Below are 16,130 nucleotides of genomic sequence, written 5' to 3'. Positions count from 1 at the left end.
CGAATACCCATTTAAAATTTATTCAGTGCTTCTAGGATCAAATCTTCACCTGATACTAGATCAAATGAGCGGTTAAACGTTCGCTTCATCGGTAAAGCAGTCATAATTGTTCGTGCTACATCTTCCCTTGGAATCGAACCAGATTCTAAACTTTCCGCAATAGAGATCTTTCCAGTACCAGGCTCATTTAATAATCCACCAGGACGGATGATTGTATAAGTTAAACCACTCTGCTCAAGGATTTTGTCCGCATGATGTTTGGCCACCATATAAGGTTTAATGCGACTCCACTTTTCTCTCCTATGGGCATGTATCGCACTAACCATAATAAAGCGTTTGATGCCTGTTTTCTGTGCTGCCTCGATTGTTTTAGCCGCTCCATCTAAGTCGATAAGTAGGGTTTTATCAGCACCTGTATGTCCCCCAGACCCGGCAGTGAAGACGACAGCGTCACACCCTTTAGCTGCTTCTGCAATCTCATCCACACTGCCTTCCAAGTCTGCTAGTCTCGTTTCCACACCTAATTCTTCAAAAGCCTCAGCTTGTTCACTCTTCCTAACCATCGCTCTTACTGTATGTTCTTTACTATCTTTTAATAAATTGACAAGATGCTGTCCAATCTGTCCGTTTGCCCCAACTACAAATACTTTCATAAATCATCAAGTCCCTTCATTGTTAAATAGTTTACTTCAGCTATTCATACGCTTATGGTTCAAAAATCGCTAAGGATACTAAGCAATAAATTTACGATAAATTTCTAGCCATTTTTTCCAAAAGTGCTTTTAATAATAAAAGTTCATCGGATGACATTCCATCCAGTAATTTATCCTGTTGCTTTCTCCAAACCTCTTCGATCGGCTCCTTTAAACCTTGTCCCTTAGGTGTTAAATAAACTCTGTTAACTCTGCCATCTAAAGGGTCCCGTTGGCGGTAGATTAAACCGTAATTTTCTAACGCTTTAACCATGTTTGCTACAGTCGGCGGTTCACAATTCAGACGTTCACTTAACTGGCTCTGTGTAATGCCATCCTCTTTCCACAATCGACATAATAGTTGGTCTTGCCCTATATGAAGATTTAATTGACGAAGCTTCTCCGAATACCCCCGACGTTTTTTGTTCGAAATTTCATCTAGTATTTCCCTAATTTCTTCCTCTATCAATCGTTCACCTTCTTCCGGAAAATAGTTAGTATGCTAACCATATCGATATTTTCTTTTCACTTCAAGCAATTCATCCTAAAGACGAAATAATTGTCGTTTGTAAAATATACATCACATAGATTCTCAGCTGGGAAAAACAGATGTGCATCTTTAACATTTTAAGTCTTAAATCATTGATATACTAAGTTTAGCGACAATAGCGCAAGAATTAGAAGGGAAGTATCCTTTTGTGTAGAATTTAAGACTGCTCATAGAATCGATTCCTAGTTCAACTAAGACTCTACCTAAAAACAGCAGTATATGATCCGATCTTATATAGAGGAGGAGCAAATGATCATTTATTTTATTTTAGACTATGATCATACTTGTATTTTTCGCCTCATAAGTAGATACTTAATATAGAGATAATTTTTTAAAATTAGGTTATAAGGGGAAGCATTTAATATGGAAGCGATGACGAGTTTTTTCCAAAAGAAGGGCGTAAAAAGGTTTATTATTTTTGCTTTAATCGTACTTATTCTCTTTAGTGTTAGAAGTATGATGAATCTTATTCTACTCACTTTTATTTTTTCATTCTTAATGAATGGCCTTGTTGAATTTACAATTGCTCGTGTAAAATTAAATCGCACTCTACTTGTGTTATTGTTATATACCATTATCGTTGGAATGCTAACAGTTGGAATTGTAAAGTATTTGCCAATAATCTCTATGGAAATTAGTCAACTGATCAGGCAAATTACAAACTTTTCAATTCAGCCACATGATAACATGGTCATTAATTTCATTGAATCAATTATCTCTAGTGAGCAGATTACAACTTATATAGAAAATGGTTTTTCATTTTTGCTCAAATCGTTTTCAGATATTAGTAAAACAAGTGTTCAAGTATTAATCGCGTTATTATTAAGTTTATTTTTCTTACTTGAAAAGCCACGACTAATTGAGTTTACAAATAAATTTAAAAATAGCAAAATTGCTCCGTTTTATAATGAAATTGAGTTCTTTGGTAAAAAGTTTTCCCAAACGTTTGGAAAGGTAATTGAAGCACAGTTTATCATTGCTCTTATCAATACTTTCTTAACTGTCATTGTATTGATGATCCTTGGATTCCCGCAAATTATTGGCTTGGCTATTATGATCTTCTTTTTAGGCTTAATTCCTGTCGCAGGTGTAATCATTTCACTTGTTCCTCTAACAATCATTGCTTTTACAATAGGAGGATTCCTAAAAGTAGTATATTTATTTATCGCCATTATGGTCATTCACGCTATCGAAGCTTACATATTAAATCCCAAGCTCATGTCTTCAAAAACAGATTTACCAGTATTTTATACATTTATCGTATTAATTTTCTCACAGAACTTCTTCGGAGTATGGGGACTGATTATCGGGATTCCAGTGTTTGTTTTCCTTCTGGATGTGTTAGATGTAACAAATAAGAAAGTAAAATAAGATATAGAGCTTCTCACGATTGTCCTATCGGTGTGGGAAGCTCTTTTTTCATTTGCTTTGACTATTTTTCCGTTAACTTCTCTACAAGCGGAAATGAGGTTGGGAAATAAGGGCTAATAGGAAGTTGGTTGGTCACAGGACGTGACCGTCTTTAACCGATCCCCGCCGAAGCCTACATATATTTCCTACGTTCTGGTAATGCATCGTTCGTCTTTGCTACTTGGCATTTTAATTATGTCCTAGCCGCTCGACTTTTACTTCGTTATTACGTCCATCATCCGATCAAGCCCCAGACTTTGTAATCCAGATAAATAATCTTGTTTCCAATCGCTCGTCGTAAGCTCTGGGAGATGTTCTCTTGGAATATATTTTGCACAAAGCTGTGCAATTTTTTTGAGGGTTGGCTCTTCAACCTCATCATTACAAAAAATAAAGGTATGGGGATTCAGGATAGCTGTAAAAGACACAATTAATCTGCTAATGGCATCAATCTCTTCATCAGAACGGATCAATCTCTTATTAAATCCTCTGCCATTTTTTAGAACCTCTCCAAAATTTCGATCATCATACTGAGGGATAAATGAAATCTCTCCTGAAAAATGGGTACTCCCCCGTACGATGTCACCATTTATCATGATTCCCGCTCCTGGTCCATTTTGACCGGAATATAAGTAGACTAGAGAGTTATGGCTCTTAATCCTATGACGATCATGATATCCTCGTACTGCTGCATTCATATCATTTTCTATTACAACCGGTATAGTAAGTTGATCTTCCAAATATCCTTTTAGGTCAACATTTTGCAGCTGCTCATAACCTGGTATGTAAAAAATGTGTCCATTATCAACAGAGCCAGGTACACCAATAGCTATAGCACTAATGCTTGGATGTTTACCTATTATCCCTTGGATATAATTGGCAAGGATTTCCAATTCAAGATCCACCAATACACTTGAAGTTTTTCCGCTATCCCTTACTTCCCCCAGACAGTTAAAAACAATATACTTAGTCTCTGTTCTCTCTAGAAAAATGGCCAATCCTAACATATACTCCGAATTGTATGCATATCTTTTTGCCCTCCTTCCACCACTCGAATCATCAAGCCCTACTAAAGAAAGTTCATTCTTTTCTTCCATTTCAGCTAATAATTTACTAATTGTTGGGAAACTAAATCCTAATTTTTCGCTAAGTTCAACTTTTGTAGCACTTCCAAGTTCTAAAAGAGTCTTACGAATAGCATGAATAATAGTCACCCTCATGGGCTTTGGATTTAGATTCATTGGGATTCCTCCTTATTAAATATGCAGTAATTTAAACAAGCTAAAAATTGGCCCTTCGTTTCTATTTATCTCATTAACTGTTCCTCATTGATGACTTTTTCCAAGAGGCTTTGCTGCATGAGAAAGCAAACCAGCAACCGCGACAGCAATTAACACGACAAACAAAGCACGGAGTAGACCGATATATTCACCAATAATCCCTAAAATAGGCGGACCAACGAGAAAGGCAAAGTAACCTGCTGTCGATACAGCTCCCACTCTGGCCGCGACCCCGCGTGGATCATCCCCAGCAGCAGACAAGCCTACGGGAAAACCGAATGCAGCCCCAAGTCCCCAAAACACAATTCCAACAATGGCAAAAACATAACTATGCCCCAATATAACGAACAATAAGCCACCGAATGCGAATAGTGCAGACGTGCGCAGAACGGTCACTCTACCAAACCGGTCAAGTAATTTATCGCCAACTATCCGACCTAGAGTCATAGCTGCAACAAATAAGCCAAAAGCAAATGATCCCATAGCTGGTGTAACATTATATCCATCCACCATAATAAGGGGCAACCAATCATTTGCCGAACCTTCCACAAAATGCCATTCCAAGTACCACGATTCCGATCAAAATTGTACGCCTTTCCCTCCATATCGCCATGCGTTCCTGCGTACTCATTGGTGGATTAACTGGATCATCTCCAATTTCCTTTCCTGTACCTTCAGGAATAAGCCGATAAAAATATGTAACAGACACTAAGATTAGCATCATGACGAACATCAAATGGATTGGAACTATTATACCGAACTTGATTGCAGCTGCACCTAACATTGCACCCAGTAGTGTCCCTAAACTGAATGCAGCATGGAAACCAGTTAAAAGCGATTTTCCGACGGCTTTCTCAACGGCTGTTCCCTCCAAGTTCATTGCCACATTACATATTCCATTTCCAAAGCCAAAGATTGCTAATCCTAAAAATACCACGATGCTAAAAGTGATCCAGAAACTTCCTATTCCGATAACGATAAGTCCGATCGAACTAATCACTAAACCCGTTAAAATAACATAGCGTCCACCTTTATGAGCAATAAAATGGCTGGCACTTGAGAGGCCGAATATTGAGCCTACTGCCAGTCCAAAAATAATCCAACCCATTTCTGCTGTCGTAGCTCCGAGAGCATCCCTAATATTCGGTGTACGTGATACCCATGTTGCTACAGCAAACCCGGGAAGCGCAAAAATAAAATAAGTAGCAATACGCCATAATTGTATTTGACGTCTGCTTAATGAGTGATTCATATATATTCTCCTAAATTGTTTAAGCTTCTAAGCTGCTAATATATTCTAACTTCTAACTAAGTTAAAAGAGCTTCAGACAATAATTGTCGCTTGTGTAAAGGCTGTCAATCCTATTTTGGAGAAGAATATAGGATGCTGAATGCCTACGCTAAACACTAAAAGTCTTCTGAAACATATTTAGTAATAACACTTATTAAACGAATTTAATAAGTTAACATTCTATCATAGATTAAAAAGTTTCACAATCAGTATAATAGGGGTAATGAAATGAAGATTTACGCGGGATAATTATATGTAGAGTTTGAAGGATTAGAAGAGATCAGTCTGATTAAGATGCATAGCATATAAAAAAATAATTCACCCCATGGTAATACTGTAACTTTACATCGGCTTGTCATAGGAAATAACTTAAGATTTCGTTTAACCTTTGGTGGATTATTTTCTCTTGTGATCAATTAATTGCTTGTATAGACAGATAAAGATGCCTATTTGAGAGCAATATCTTTTTTACAAAACATTGATATAACTCTTCTTATAATCTATCTACCTCGGAACCTTTCCTATACTAGAAAATTAAATGAAAGGCTCCGGAGGATCAAAATTTTTCATGTTGAACATGATGGCGTCCTATCGGTACTACAGAGGGAGAGCCTGAAATTGGGTCTTTGACCACAATACAGTCGAGTCCGAAAATATCTTTAACCAATGTGCTTGTAATCACCTTCGATGGCTCACCCTCAGCGATTAGCTCCCCTTTATGGAGGGCAAAGATATTGTCTGCATAACGCGCAGATAAATTAATATCATGAAGAACCATTACAATGGTCGTGCCGTGTTTTCGATTAAGATCTGTTAGTAGATCGAGAATTTCAACTTGATAGGTAATATCTAAAAAGGTTGTCGGTTCGTCGAGAAATAAAATGTCTGTTTGTTGCGCTAGGGCCATCGCAATCCAGACTCGCTGTCTTTGTCCACCGGAAAGTTCATCAATATTATGATTGGCAAGTTCCATTATATTCATAATTCTCATCGCTTCGGCTACCGCCTCATAATCCTTTTTAGTCCATCCGCTAAGCAAGGATTGGTGGGGAAATCTTCCCCGTCCAACCAAATCCGCAACAGATATTCCCTCTGGAACGATCGGGGATTGCGGTAGTAGCCCTAGAACTCGAGCCAATTGTTTCGGTGGGATCTTAGCAATTGGCTTTCCATCAAGCGTGATTTTTCCTGACGTAGGCTTTATTAGTCTTGCTAGTGTTTTCAGAAGCGTAGATTTTCCACAAGCATTCGCTCCAATAATAACACTTATTTTATTACTTGGAATCTCAAGACTTACCCCGTGGATAACTGTTTTATTATCATAACCTGCTACTATTTGTTCTGCTTGAAAGTTATGTGTTGCTGTCATTATAATTCCCCCTTTTGATTCATCCGGATCAGCAGGTAAATCAGATATGGTGCGCCGATTATTCCTGTTATAATGCCCACAGGGAATCTAACCGTGAAGGCAAATTGCCCGATTAAATCAGCTGCCAAAACTAAATTAGCGCCGACAAGGCCCGCTGGGATAACATTTGAGAAGCTAGTTCCAACTAACCTTTTTGCAATTGGCCCCGCAAGAAAAGAGACGAAAGCGATAGGCCCCGTAGTGGAAGTAGCAAGGGAAATCATGCAAACAGAACTTAAAATAAGTAGAATTCTGGTCCTGTCTGTATTCGCACCAAGAGAAGTGGCGGATTGTTCTCCCAATTCTAATATACTTAGGTGCTTTCCTAGTAGTATAACTAAAGGTGCAAGGATCATAACTGATATTATAAGTGCTGGAAGCTCATGCATTTGAGAGCCATTAAGGCTGCCGCTAAGCCATCTAAGCGCGGCCGGAATGTCCTGTTCTGCGCCAACGAGTAAAAGATAGGATACTACGGCGTTAAGCATCGCCTGTATACCGATTCCAATAAGGATTAATCGCCCGATTGAAAAGGTCTTTCCCCTGGATAAAATATAAATTAATGTGACTGTAGCCAGACCTGCAATCACCGAGGCAATGGAAACAGCAGCTCCACTTGCATGAAGTATGACAATGCAAAAAACAGCTGCAGCGCTCGAACCGGTAGTAATCCCGATGACATTTGGATTTGCTAACGGATTACGCAGCATAGTCTGGAAAATGTCTCCGGCAATCCCAAAAGCAAATCCGGCAAATATGCCTGCCAACATTCTCGGCAGACGTATCGTATTAACTGCAAAAGACACACCTTGGATTTGCTCCCCAGAAAGTGCGCGGATTACATCATTAACCGAGTAGATGGTGTTCCCCAATAAAAGCATAGCACAACACAAAACACATGAAAGTACTGCAAGGAAACTAGTCACAATTATCCACCGACGGTGTCTTTGGCGTCTGCCTGCCATAATAAACCCAACAGATTCGTTTTTCATAATGAACTCACTTTCGATCTCATAGCTAATATTATTAGTAATGGGGCCCCGACAAAGGCCGTAACTACCCCAACTTCAAGCTCTCCAGGGCTACCAATGAGCCTTCCGCCTATATCTGAAATAGTCAGTATGATTGCACCTGAAATAGCTGACATCGGTATGACAAAACGCAAGTCAGGACCAAGAAGAAGACGCATGACATGAGTCGATAATAGCCCGACAAAACCAATTGGCCCCGCTAATGCTGTTGCTGCCCCACATAAAAGAACAGCGCCAAGAGCGGCAATGAGCCTAATTATTCCCGTGCGCACACCTAGTCCAGTCGCAACGTCGTCTCCCAATGCCAGTGCATTTAGTGCTGGAGCGGAGAGAAGAGCAATCATAATTCCGGCAATTAGAAAAGGAGAGAAAGTAAAAATCCCATCCCAGGTTCCCGAACCAACACTACCTACTTGCCAGAATCTAAATTGGTCCATAACATGGGAACGTGGAATCATGATAGCTACAACTAATGAAGAAAGAGCTGCACTTGTAGCGGCCCCCGCTAGAACAAGCTTAATGGGTGTAGCGCCGCTACGCCCCATCGAGCCAATTCCAAATACGAGGGCTGCAGTAATTGCAGCACCGACTAAAGCTAGCCATATATATTGATTTGCATTACTTATGTGCAAAAATGCCATTCCACAAACAACAAATAATGATGCGCCTGTATTAACTCCTAATATACTTGGGTCTGCGATTGGGTTGCGGGTAACAGCTTGCATTAACGCTCCTGAAACTCCAAGTGCTGCTCCACAAAACAAACTAAAAATTGTCCGAGAAATTCTCTTCCGAACTACATTTGCTTCGTACGAATCTATATCTTGATGAAATAAACCATCCATTACACCATCAAAGCCCACCATTCGAGAACCGAGTACTAAGGAAGCAAACACGCATACAACAAGGAGAACAAAACTAATCACCAGTATGGTTGCGAAATGCTTGGGCATATGCAAGCTTGATTGTTTACCTCTTAAAACAGATGAACTATTCATTTAACTTATCAATAGCTCCTCCAATTAATTCTAGATAATCATCGATCGTATAAGATATTGAAAGCGGATTTGGAGTTCCAGCAGCTACTAAAGGTGTATCACTCTCAATAAATGCGACAGAACCTCTCTCGATCGCTGGAATTTTACCAAGTAGTGGATCAGCTTTAATAGCTTGATACAATTCCTCATTACCATATCCAATTAATAAATCAGCATCATAAAGAGCTTCAGCATTCTCAGCGCTTAGATTTAAAGAATAACTAGTAGGGTCCGTAATCTGCTCTGTAACACTTTCAGGATACTCCATTCCTAACTCATGTAGGAAAGAAACACGTGAATCTGCCGGTGTATAAATATGTAATTTAGACATATCATCAGCTGAGAAGTTGACCCAAACAACCCTCTTTCCTTTAATCTGAAGATATTCATTTAACTTTTCATTAACCATGTCTTCAATATCTTTAATAAGTTGGTCACCTTCAGCTTTCATGCCCATACCATTTGCATTATAACTGACTTGCTCGCGCCATGTAGTTGCCCACGGTGCATTCGGGTATGCTACAACGGGAGCAATTTGACTAAGAAGCTGGTAGTCCTCCTCCGTTATTCCCGAGTAGGCTGCAAGAATTACGTCAGGCTTTGCATCTGAAATTGCCTCAAAATCAAGACCATCCGTATCTTGGAATACATTTGGATCCGTTACACCGAGTTCTTCAAGCTTTTCAGCAGTCCATGGCAATAGCCCGCTGTCATCTTGAACACCGAAATTTGCAGCCGAAAAGCCTACAGGTACAACTCCGAGTGCAAGAGCAACATCATGATTTCCCCATTGAATCGTTACAACTCGTTCAGGCTTGCTTGGTATTTCAGTTTTGCCGAAAGCATGCTCGATTACGATTGGATATTGAGAATTTTCCTCTGGTGTAGAAACGGTTTCTTTTTTCGTTGACTCAGTCGACGAATTTGATTCAGCTGAACAACCAACTAGTAATGCCATGAACATAGCAAAAAAAACAAATGACAGTAATGAAACCTTTCGTTTTGCAATCATTTCCATACCCTACCTTATTAAATGTATTTTTTAAATAAAACTATTTGAGTCCATTTCATCATTGCTTATTAATGTTCAATACACGAACATTATTGTTAAAGGAGATTGAATTGTTAGTCATTGTATTTCCCTAACTTAAGTTGATTGGAGCAGAAGGTGACGACTCCTGGGGGAATTAGCGTGACAGGTGAGATCCCGCAGGAGCATATATAGCGACGAGGAAGCTCACCGCACGCCCCCGGAAAGCGTCCACTGAAGCGTAAATCAACGTTGTTCGGATTTGAATGCTAAAATCTCTATTATGAAATTGATTCATTTAACTACCAGAATATAATTCCGATAATTTGGCATTTTGCAAATTATTTAATGACAAACCTATATCTACTTTTTTATTGATTTAAAGAAAATCATTCCCTCTCCATTTAATAATGATAATCATTATCACTTAGTTTACGATTTCTCCGATTTATTGTCAATTAAAAATTATTAGATTTATTGTAATTGCACAGTTTATCATCTTCAATGTTAATCACCTGCTAATCATAGCTCCAAATTCTCAATACATTGTTTAAGCTTGTTATCATTGCCCGTAGTCGATATTCATAGCTTGTCTCCCAATAGAACTAAATCCGTTGTTGAATCATTTAAATTCATCTGCTATCATATCTTATGATAGTGATAATCATTTTCAATTGATTGGTTTACTTTGGATATATAAATTTTCCACATGAGTCATTAAACTTATAGAACAATGAGCTTTGAGATCATTGAACGGCCTTTTGGATAGGTGTGGACGACATTAAAGACGTTCGCTATTTTCAGTATTTTCCGTTTTATTATAGGTAGTGCCGTGAACAAGAAATTTACCAGACAGCCTACCGAATATAACGTGACAAGGAGACGTTAATATGAATACAGACCAAATTTTTGATGTGACAATTATTGGCGGCGGTCCAGCGGGGTTGTTTGCATCCTTCTATAGTGGGTTACGTGAGTTAAAAACTAAAATTATTGAGTTCCAACCTTTTCTCGGTGGCAAAGTTCATGTATATCCTGAGAAAATGATTTGGGATGTAGGTGGGCTAACACCTGTTACAGGCACCCAGTTAATTGAGCAAGTGGTGACACAAGGTTTGACGTTTGATCCAGAAGTTGTGCTCGGAGAAAAGGTGACTTCTCTGTCTAAAGATGAAAAAGGTCAGTTCATTCTACATACGTTATCCGGTGAGAAGCATTATTCTAAAACAGTTATTCTTGCTGTAGGCGGCGGTATTCTGAAACCAAACAAACTATGTATTGATAATGCCGAGCGATTTGAACAGACTAATTTACACTACTCAGTTAAATCTTTGGCCCATTTTAAAAACAAAACAGTTCTGATTTCGGGCGGCGGTAATTCGGCAATTGATTGGGCCAACATGCTAGAACCGATCGCAAATAAGGTATACTTAACTTATAGAAAAGATAGGCTGAACGGACATGAAGCTCAAGTAACACAACTACTTAACAGCACAGTGGATTGCTTGTTTAATACAACAATAAAAGATTTGATCGCATCCTCTGATAATAAAAAAATTGCAAAAGTCTTATTGAATCGCGGCGAAAACGACGAAAAAATAACAGTGGACATCGATGAAGTTATTATTAATCATGGATATGAACGAGACAGTGACCTACTAAAAAATAGCGAACTGGATATTGCCATGGAAAATGAATACTGCATAGCAGGAAGTCCAATGAGTGAGACTTCTATAGAGGGCTTGTATGCCGCGGGCGATATCTTGCACCATCAAGGTAAGCTCCTCCTGATTGCCGGCGCATTCCAAGATGCCGCCAATGCGGTAAACAAGGCGAAACAGTATATTACACCTGATGCAACATCTTGGGGGATGGTTTCTTCCCATAATGACTTATTTACCCAGAAAAACCACGAGATTATCAAACAAATGTATACGGTGTAAGCAGTGAAGTACCCAACCTCCACTATTATGACTTACTTGAATGAAGATGGCGTTACAGAAGAAAATTCAAATGGTATGATGAGTGGAAACCCATTCGAACGCGGCAATGGTGGGAAAGGCCCGGAACCTTTTGGACAAAATAGTGAACAAACATTCAAAAATAAAGAATAAAGCATTAAAGTAAAAATTATTGGACAATCAGCCAAGCCGAGTGAGAGTTTGGCCGATTGTCTATTGTTCTTTTCCGCTAGCCCTTGTGAACATCTTGTTATTTTAAACTTAGCCAGTTATCAAATAATATTTTCTCTTTTGAGCAAATTAGACCACATCATATTTAGAGAAAGCCGCGAAATCGTTGAATTTAACGTTAATTACTTCTAGCAAATGTTACTTCAGGTTATCATTTAAAATACTCTTCTCTAATACAGCTGATTTATCACCATATACTTTGGTAATATGATTTTCTCCCCATACACATAATGAATTTAAAATACCTTCTAAGCTTCGCCCATATTCACTTAGCTCATATTCCACCTTTGGAGGAATTTGATGATAAATAATGCGGTTAATAACTCCATCCTCTTCTAATTCACGTAATTGTTGAGTTAACATTTTTTGTGTAATATTTGGCATCAGACGTTTCAATTCACTTGTACGTCTTTTTCCATGTGTTAGATGGCAAAGAATAACACATTTCCATTTTCCACCTATTACTTCCAATGTTGCTTCAACAGAGATGTTATATTTCTTTCTATGCATTTATATCCTCCTTTTCATAGGAACTAAAAAGTACCTATATTACTTTCTTGTATCTACATTACTTTAAAGTGCGTACTTTTCCTTATAAAGGATATATATCATAATAACATTTGCAGGAGGGTGTATATTATACTTTCTTTCAATCTTTATATTTCATTGAAGCAAAAGGATCCATTTATAACAATCAAAAAGGAGGTTAGAATATACACTAAGTAAAAATTCGTTAACTATGATTTGCTTTAGCAGCTACTGCTCCTTTACATTCGGGATGGCAAGAAATGAGCAGTTCCGTATTGCTACCTTTGATCGCAATTAACTCAAGGATTCCAGTGATCGTTGTTGATTAACTGTTATTAATATACCTTAGGGCTAACAATTGGAGCCCTATTTTTTTGCTGGATAATTATATGTCTTGGATTAGAGGAGTTATAAACTCTACTGCAGTCTTAAAAAGATGTAGTTAAGCATTGGAATGTAAGATGAAGTGAATATTATATAAATAGATTGTTGGAGGTTTTAAAGATGATGGTAAAAAACTTACAAGATACAACAACTTTGCATAATGGTGTGAAAATGCCTTGGTTTGGATTAGGAGTTTTTAAAGTCGAAGAAGGTCCTGAATTGGTGAACGCAGTAAAAACAGCTATTAAACATGGCTACCGCAGTGTGGATACAGCAGCTATTTATGAAAATGAAGAGGGTGTTGGCACAGGGATCCAAGAAGCCTTAAAAGAAGCGGGTATTTCAAGAGAAGAGTTATTTGTTACTTCAAAGGTTTGGAACTCGGATTTAGGATATTAAGCCACGATTGCTGCTTATGAAACGAGCTTAAAGAAACTTGGACTCGAATATTTAGATTTATATTTGATTCATTGGCCGGTTGAAGGGAAATATAAAGATGCGTGAAGAGCATTAGAAACTCTTTATAAAGAAGGTCGAGTAAAAGCAATTGGTGTAAGTAATTTTCAAATTCATCATTTGGGAGACTTAATGAAGGATGCTGAAATTAAGCCGATGGTCAATCAAGTAGAGCGCCATCCTCGATTAACTCAAAAGGAGCTGCAAGCATTTTGTCAAAACAACGGCATTCAGCTTGAAGCATGGTCACCATTAATGCAAGGTCAGCTGCTAGACAATGACGTTTTACTGGAAATTGCGAACAAGCATAAGAAATCTGTCGCCCCAAATTATTTTGCGTTGGGACTTGCAACATGGGATTGTTATCATTCCAAAATCAACAAAAGAGCAGCGAATTGTTGAAAATGCGAATGTGTTTGATTTTGAATTGACGAAAGAGGAAATGCAAATCATTGACGACTTGAATCAGGATTATCGAGTCGGTCCAGACCCGGATAATTTTGACTTTTAATATGAAGCGTTAGGATACACTTTTTTTTGAGAAATAGGTGGCTCCTCTTATGTTAAGAGGAGTAATCCATATTGAAACAAGAATCTGGGAGGAACCTGTATGAATCTGAATTTAAGTGGTAAAACAGTACTGGTTACTGGGTCTACATCGGGAATTGGCAAAGCAATCGCCATGTCATTAGTAGCGGAAGGTGCTATTGTACTTATTAATGGACGGCGTGGAGAAAAAGTCAACCAAACGATAAAGGAAATCCAAACAAAGTATCCTGATGCTATCCTTCATTCAGTTGTAGCTGATTTAGGAACAAAACAAGGGTGCCTAAAGACTATTGAGAAGCACCCAAAAGTAGACATTCTTATTAACAACTTGGGAATTTTTGAGCCTGTTGAATATTTCGATATCTCTGATGAGGATTGGTTTAAGCTATTTGAAACTAACGTCATGAGTGGTGTTCGACTTACTCGACACTATCTAAAACAAATGATTCAGAAGAATGAAGGCAGAGTTATCTTTATCGCTAGTGAAGCTGCCATTATGCCATCTCTAGAAATGGCTCATTATAGCGCAACCAAAACAATGCAACTCTCACTTTCCCGTAGTTTAGCTGAGCTAACTAAAGGCACAAATGTCACTGTCAATACTATTATGCCTGGTTCCACATTGACAGAAGGTGTGGAAACGATGTTAAATAGCCTTTATCCTAATGAGAAATTGACAATGGAAGAAGCTGAAAGACGATTTATGCAAGAGAATCGGCCAACCTCCATTATTCAGAGGCTTATTCGTCCAGAAGAAATTGCCCATCTCGTTACCTTTTTAAGTAGTCCCCTATCTTCCGCTATTAATGGTTCCGCGTTACGAATAGATGGGGGATTAGTTCGTAGTGTATTTTAATAACAAAAAAATACTAGCATAAGACTGTGGCAAAGTTTGTAACCTGAAAGTGACCTGCATTTTTCTCATTATACAAGCTGAACAATCTGCTCAAATTAACATATAAGTTTTTGAAAAGATTGTTCAGTCTTATTATTTATTACGTAAAAATTATCTTACAAATTATTTATACAGATGGTGGAATTCTAAAGCGCAAAGCTCATGCATATTGACTGCTCTCTATTGTCTTAGTTATCTTTAACAGAGATCCCCTCACTTTCCATAATGGAGGATTTCTCACTCCATTTGTGTATCTAGCCTTTCCCAAAACCTTTTCAGCTTATTTACTAATCCTTCTTTTCCAAACTTCCCATCCCCCTTTTCATTGCCATATACAAATTCAAGAAAACAAAGGATATATTTTCTTCTATCCACAATATTTAAAATGTCTTTATTATAAAACCACTGCTCAATCGTGTTATAAACTCCTCGATTTATTCCATAAAGATCTTGGCAATATCTAAAAAAGTGCAGATCCGTTTTATTAATCACTTGCTCGTGAGTCTGGTTCATATAAATACCTTCCAATCCATTTTATGAGACAAAAAGAATATTCTAATTACCCCATATCGAACTATCGCTTTTAAATCTAACTATGACAACTCTTCACGCACTAAAAGTAAGTATTTTTAGTAATGAGAAACATACGATAACTTCGGTAATTAAAAACTAAAAACCTTGGAAATCTCCAAAGATTGGTGTAAATAGCGAATTAATAAGTTGAAATTGATCAAAAAACAAAATAACACCCATTAGAATCATCACACCACCACCAATTTTCATAAAAGTACCAGTATGTTTTTTTAACCATGTAAGTTTAGTAATAAAAAATGCCATTAAGAGAAACGGAACACTAAAGCCTAATACATAAGAAGACATATACCATAAACCCTGTGATGGATTTGCCCCAACAAGTGCCAATGTAGCTGATAATATTGGCCCTGTACAAGGTGTCCACCCTAATGCAAAAGCAAGCCCAATTAATATTGTCCCAATGTAACCCGATGGCTTATTTTGAAAATTAAGCTTATGATCCTTCATCAAAAACTTTGGCTGTAATATACCAACAGTTACGAGACCAAAGAAAACGATTAAAATCGCCCCTATTTGCCGAATCAAATCACCATATCGCAAATACCAATTTTCTATTAGAGTTGCACTTCCTGCTGAACTTAATCCTAGCACTAAATAAATTATTGAGAATCCTATTAAAAAAAGTACTGTATGAATAATCGCTTTTCCTTGCCCTCTCAGTTTACCACTTTGAATATCTGAAACACTTATACCAGTGATATATGACAAAAATGCTGGATATAACGGAAATACACAAGGTGATACAAATGTTAAAACTCCTGCACCAAATGCAAGAAAAATGGAAACATCCGTCTGCATGACTA

Annotated in this window: 16 protein-coding genes and 1 pseudogene; 5 read left to right on the top strand and 12 right to left on the bottom strand. The window is 37.9% G+C overall.

Annotated features, from left to right (window positions below):
• Positions 1-11 precede the first annotated feature (11 nt).
• Both J2Z23_RS06635 and J2Z23_RS06630 read right to left on the bottom strand, forming a co-directional pair.
• Positions 12-653, bottom strand: coding sequence for an SDR family oxidoreductase (locus tag J2Z23_RS06635; protein ID WP_057985616.1), 642 nt, complete (start codon positions 651-653; stop codon positions 12-14).
• 91 nt (positions 654-744) lie between these two features.
• The gene (locus J2Z23_RS06630) at positions 745-1,161 is read right to left on the bottom strand and encodes a MarR family winged helix-turn-helix transcriptional regulator (protein ID WP_057985614.1); all 417 of its coding nucleotides are present in this window, start codon (positions 1,159-1,161) and stop codon (positions 745-747) included.
• Between the two features lie 444 nt (positions 1,162-1,605).
• Here J2Z23_RS06630 and J2Z23_RS06625 point away from each other — a divergent pair, with 444 nt between their 5' ends.
• The gene (locus J2Z23_RS06625) at positions 1,606-2,613 is read left to right on the top strand and encodes an AI-2E family transporter (RefSeq protein ID WP_057985612.1); all 1,008 of its coding nucleotides are present in this window, start codon (positions 1,606-1,608) and stop codon (positions 2,611-2,613) included.
• Between the two features lie 254 nt (positions 2,614-2,867).
• Here the strand turns inward: J2Z23_RS06625 and J2Z23_RS06620 are convergent, their stop codons facing one another.
• From J2Z23_RS06620 to J2Z23_RS06595, 7 genes are all read right to left on the bottom strand, one after another.
• Positions 2,868-3,893, bottom strand: coding sequence for an ROK family transcriptional regulator (locus J2Z23_RS06620; protein WP_209973526.1), 1,026 nt, complete (start codon positions 3,891-3,893; stop codon positions 2,868-2,870).
• 84 nt (positions 3,894-3,977) lie between these two features.
• Entirely contained in the window at positions 3,978-4,496 is a 519-nt protein-coding gene (locus tag J2Z23_RS22235; protein ID WP_238482642.1) for an MFS transporter, read from the bottom strand.
• Positions 4,462-5,184: an MFS transporter gene (locus J2Z23_RS22230; RefSeq protein WP_238456046.1), complete on the bottom strand. Its 723-nt coding sequence runs from the start codon at positions 5,182-5,184 to the stop codon at positions 4,462-4,464. The genes J2Z23_RS22235 and J2Z23_RS22230 overlap by 35 nt, the downstream gene beginning before the upstream one ends.
• A gap of 595 nt (positions 5,185-5,779) precedes the next feature.
• Entirely contained in the window at positions 5,780-6,592 is an 813-nt protein-coding gene (locus J2Z23_RS06610) for an ABC transporter ATP-binding protein (protein ID WP_064467498.1), read from the bottom strand.
• Positions 6,592-7,623 carry a FecCD family ABC transporter permease gene (locus tag J2Z23_RS06605; RefSeq protein WP_064467497.1) on the bottom strand — a complete coding sequence of 344 codons (1,032 nt, stop codon included), beginning with the start codon at positions 7,621-7,623 and terminating at the stop codon, positions 6,592-6,594. The genes J2Z23_RS06610 and J2Z23_RS06605 overlap by 1 nt, the downstream gene beginning before the upstream one ends.
• On the bottom strand, positions 7,620-8,660 hold the full coding sequence (locus J2Z23_RS06600; RefSeq protein WP_082881172.1) for a FecCD family ABC transporter permease: 1,041 nt from the start codon (positions 8,658-8,660) through the stop codon (positions 7,620-7,622). Before J2Z23_RS06600 ends, J2Z23_RS06605 begins: the two co-directional genes overlap by 4 nt.
• Positions 8,653-9,711, bottom strand: a complete 1,059-nt coding sequence (locus tag J2Z23_RS06595) for an iron-siderophore ABC transporter substrate-binding protein (protein WP_209973524.1) — start codon at positions 9,709-9,711, stop codon at positions 8,653-8,655. Before J2Z23_RS06595 ends, J2Z23_RS06600 begins: the two co-directional genes overlap by 8 nt.
• A 908-nt stretch (positions 9,712-10,619) precedes the next feature.
• Between J2Z23_RS06595 and J2Z23_RS06590 the strand changes: the two genes are divergently transcribed.
• Both J2Z23_RS06590 and J2Z23_RS06585 read left to right on the top strand, forming a co-directional pair.
• On the top strand, positions 10,620-11,672 hold the full coding sequence (locus tag J2Z23_RS06590) for an NAD(P)/FAD-dependent oxidoreductase (protein WP_064467495.1): 1,053 nt from the start codon (positions 10,620-10,622) through the stop codon (positions 11,670-11,672).
• Between the two features lie 3 nt (positions 11,673-11,675).
• Positions 11,676-11,843: a hypothetical protein gene (locus J2Z23_RS06585; RefSeq protein WP_165602773.1), complete on the top strand. Its 168-nt coding sequence runs from the start codon at positions 11,676-11,678 to the stop codon at positions 11,841-11,843.
• A 216-nt stretch (positions 11,844-12,059) separates the two neighbouring features.
• Here the strand turns inward: J2Z23_RS06585 and J2Z23_RS06580 are convergent, their stop codons facing one another.
• Positions 12,060-12,431, bottom strand: coding sequence for a winged helix-turn-helix transcriptional regulator (locus J2Z23_RS06580; RefSeq protein WP_064467494.1), 372 nt, complete (start codon positions 12,429-12,431; stop codon positions 12,060-12,062).
• A 525-nt stretch (positions 12,432-12,956) separates the two neighbouring features.
• Between J2Z23_RS06580 and J2Z23_RS06575 the strand changes: the two are divergent.
• Together J2Z23_RS06575 and J2Z23_RS06570 are read left to right on the top strand one after the other, a co-directional pair.
• Positions 12,957-13,800, top strand: a pseudogene (locus tag J2Z23_RS06575) (aldo/keto reductase).
• A 99-nt stretch (positions 13,801-13,899) separates the two neighbouring features.
• Complete coding sequence (locus J2Z23_RS06570) at positions 13,900-14,694, top strand: SDR family NAD(P)-dependent oxidoreductase (RefSeq protein ID WP_209973522.1); 795 nt, start codon at positions 13,900-13,902, stop codon at positions 14,692-14,694.
• Between the two features lie 276 nt (positions 14,695-14,970).
• On the opposite strand, the gene J2Z23_RS06565 is transcribed toward J2Z23_RS06570, so the two are convergent.
• Both J2Z23_RS06565 and J2Z23_RS06560 read right to left on the bottom strand, forming a co-directional pair.
• The gene (locus J2Z23_RS06565; protein ID WP_064467492.1) at positions 14,971-15,246 is read right to left on the bottom strand and encodes a hypothetical protein; all 276 of its coding nucleotides are present in this window, start codon (positions 15,244-15,246) and stop codon (positions 14,971-14,973) included.
• Between the two features lie 156 nt (positions 15,247-15,402).
• Complete coding sequence (locus J2Z23_RS06560; protein ID WP_209973590.1) at positions 15,403-16,125, bottom strand: cytochrome c biogenesis CcdA family protein; 723 nt, start codon at positions 16,123-16,125, stop codon at positions 15,403-15,405.
• Positions 16,126-16,130: the final 5 nt, after the last annotated feature.

Origin of the sequence: Lederbergia galactosidilytica, assembly GCF_017873565.1 — a bacterium.
GTDB lineage: Bacteria > Bacillota > Bacilli > Bacillales > Bacillaceae_C > Lederbergia > Lederbergia galactosidilytica.
The sequence above is the reverse complement of the archived record's forward strand: the minus strand, read 5'-3'. Positions and strand labels throughout refer to the sequence as shown.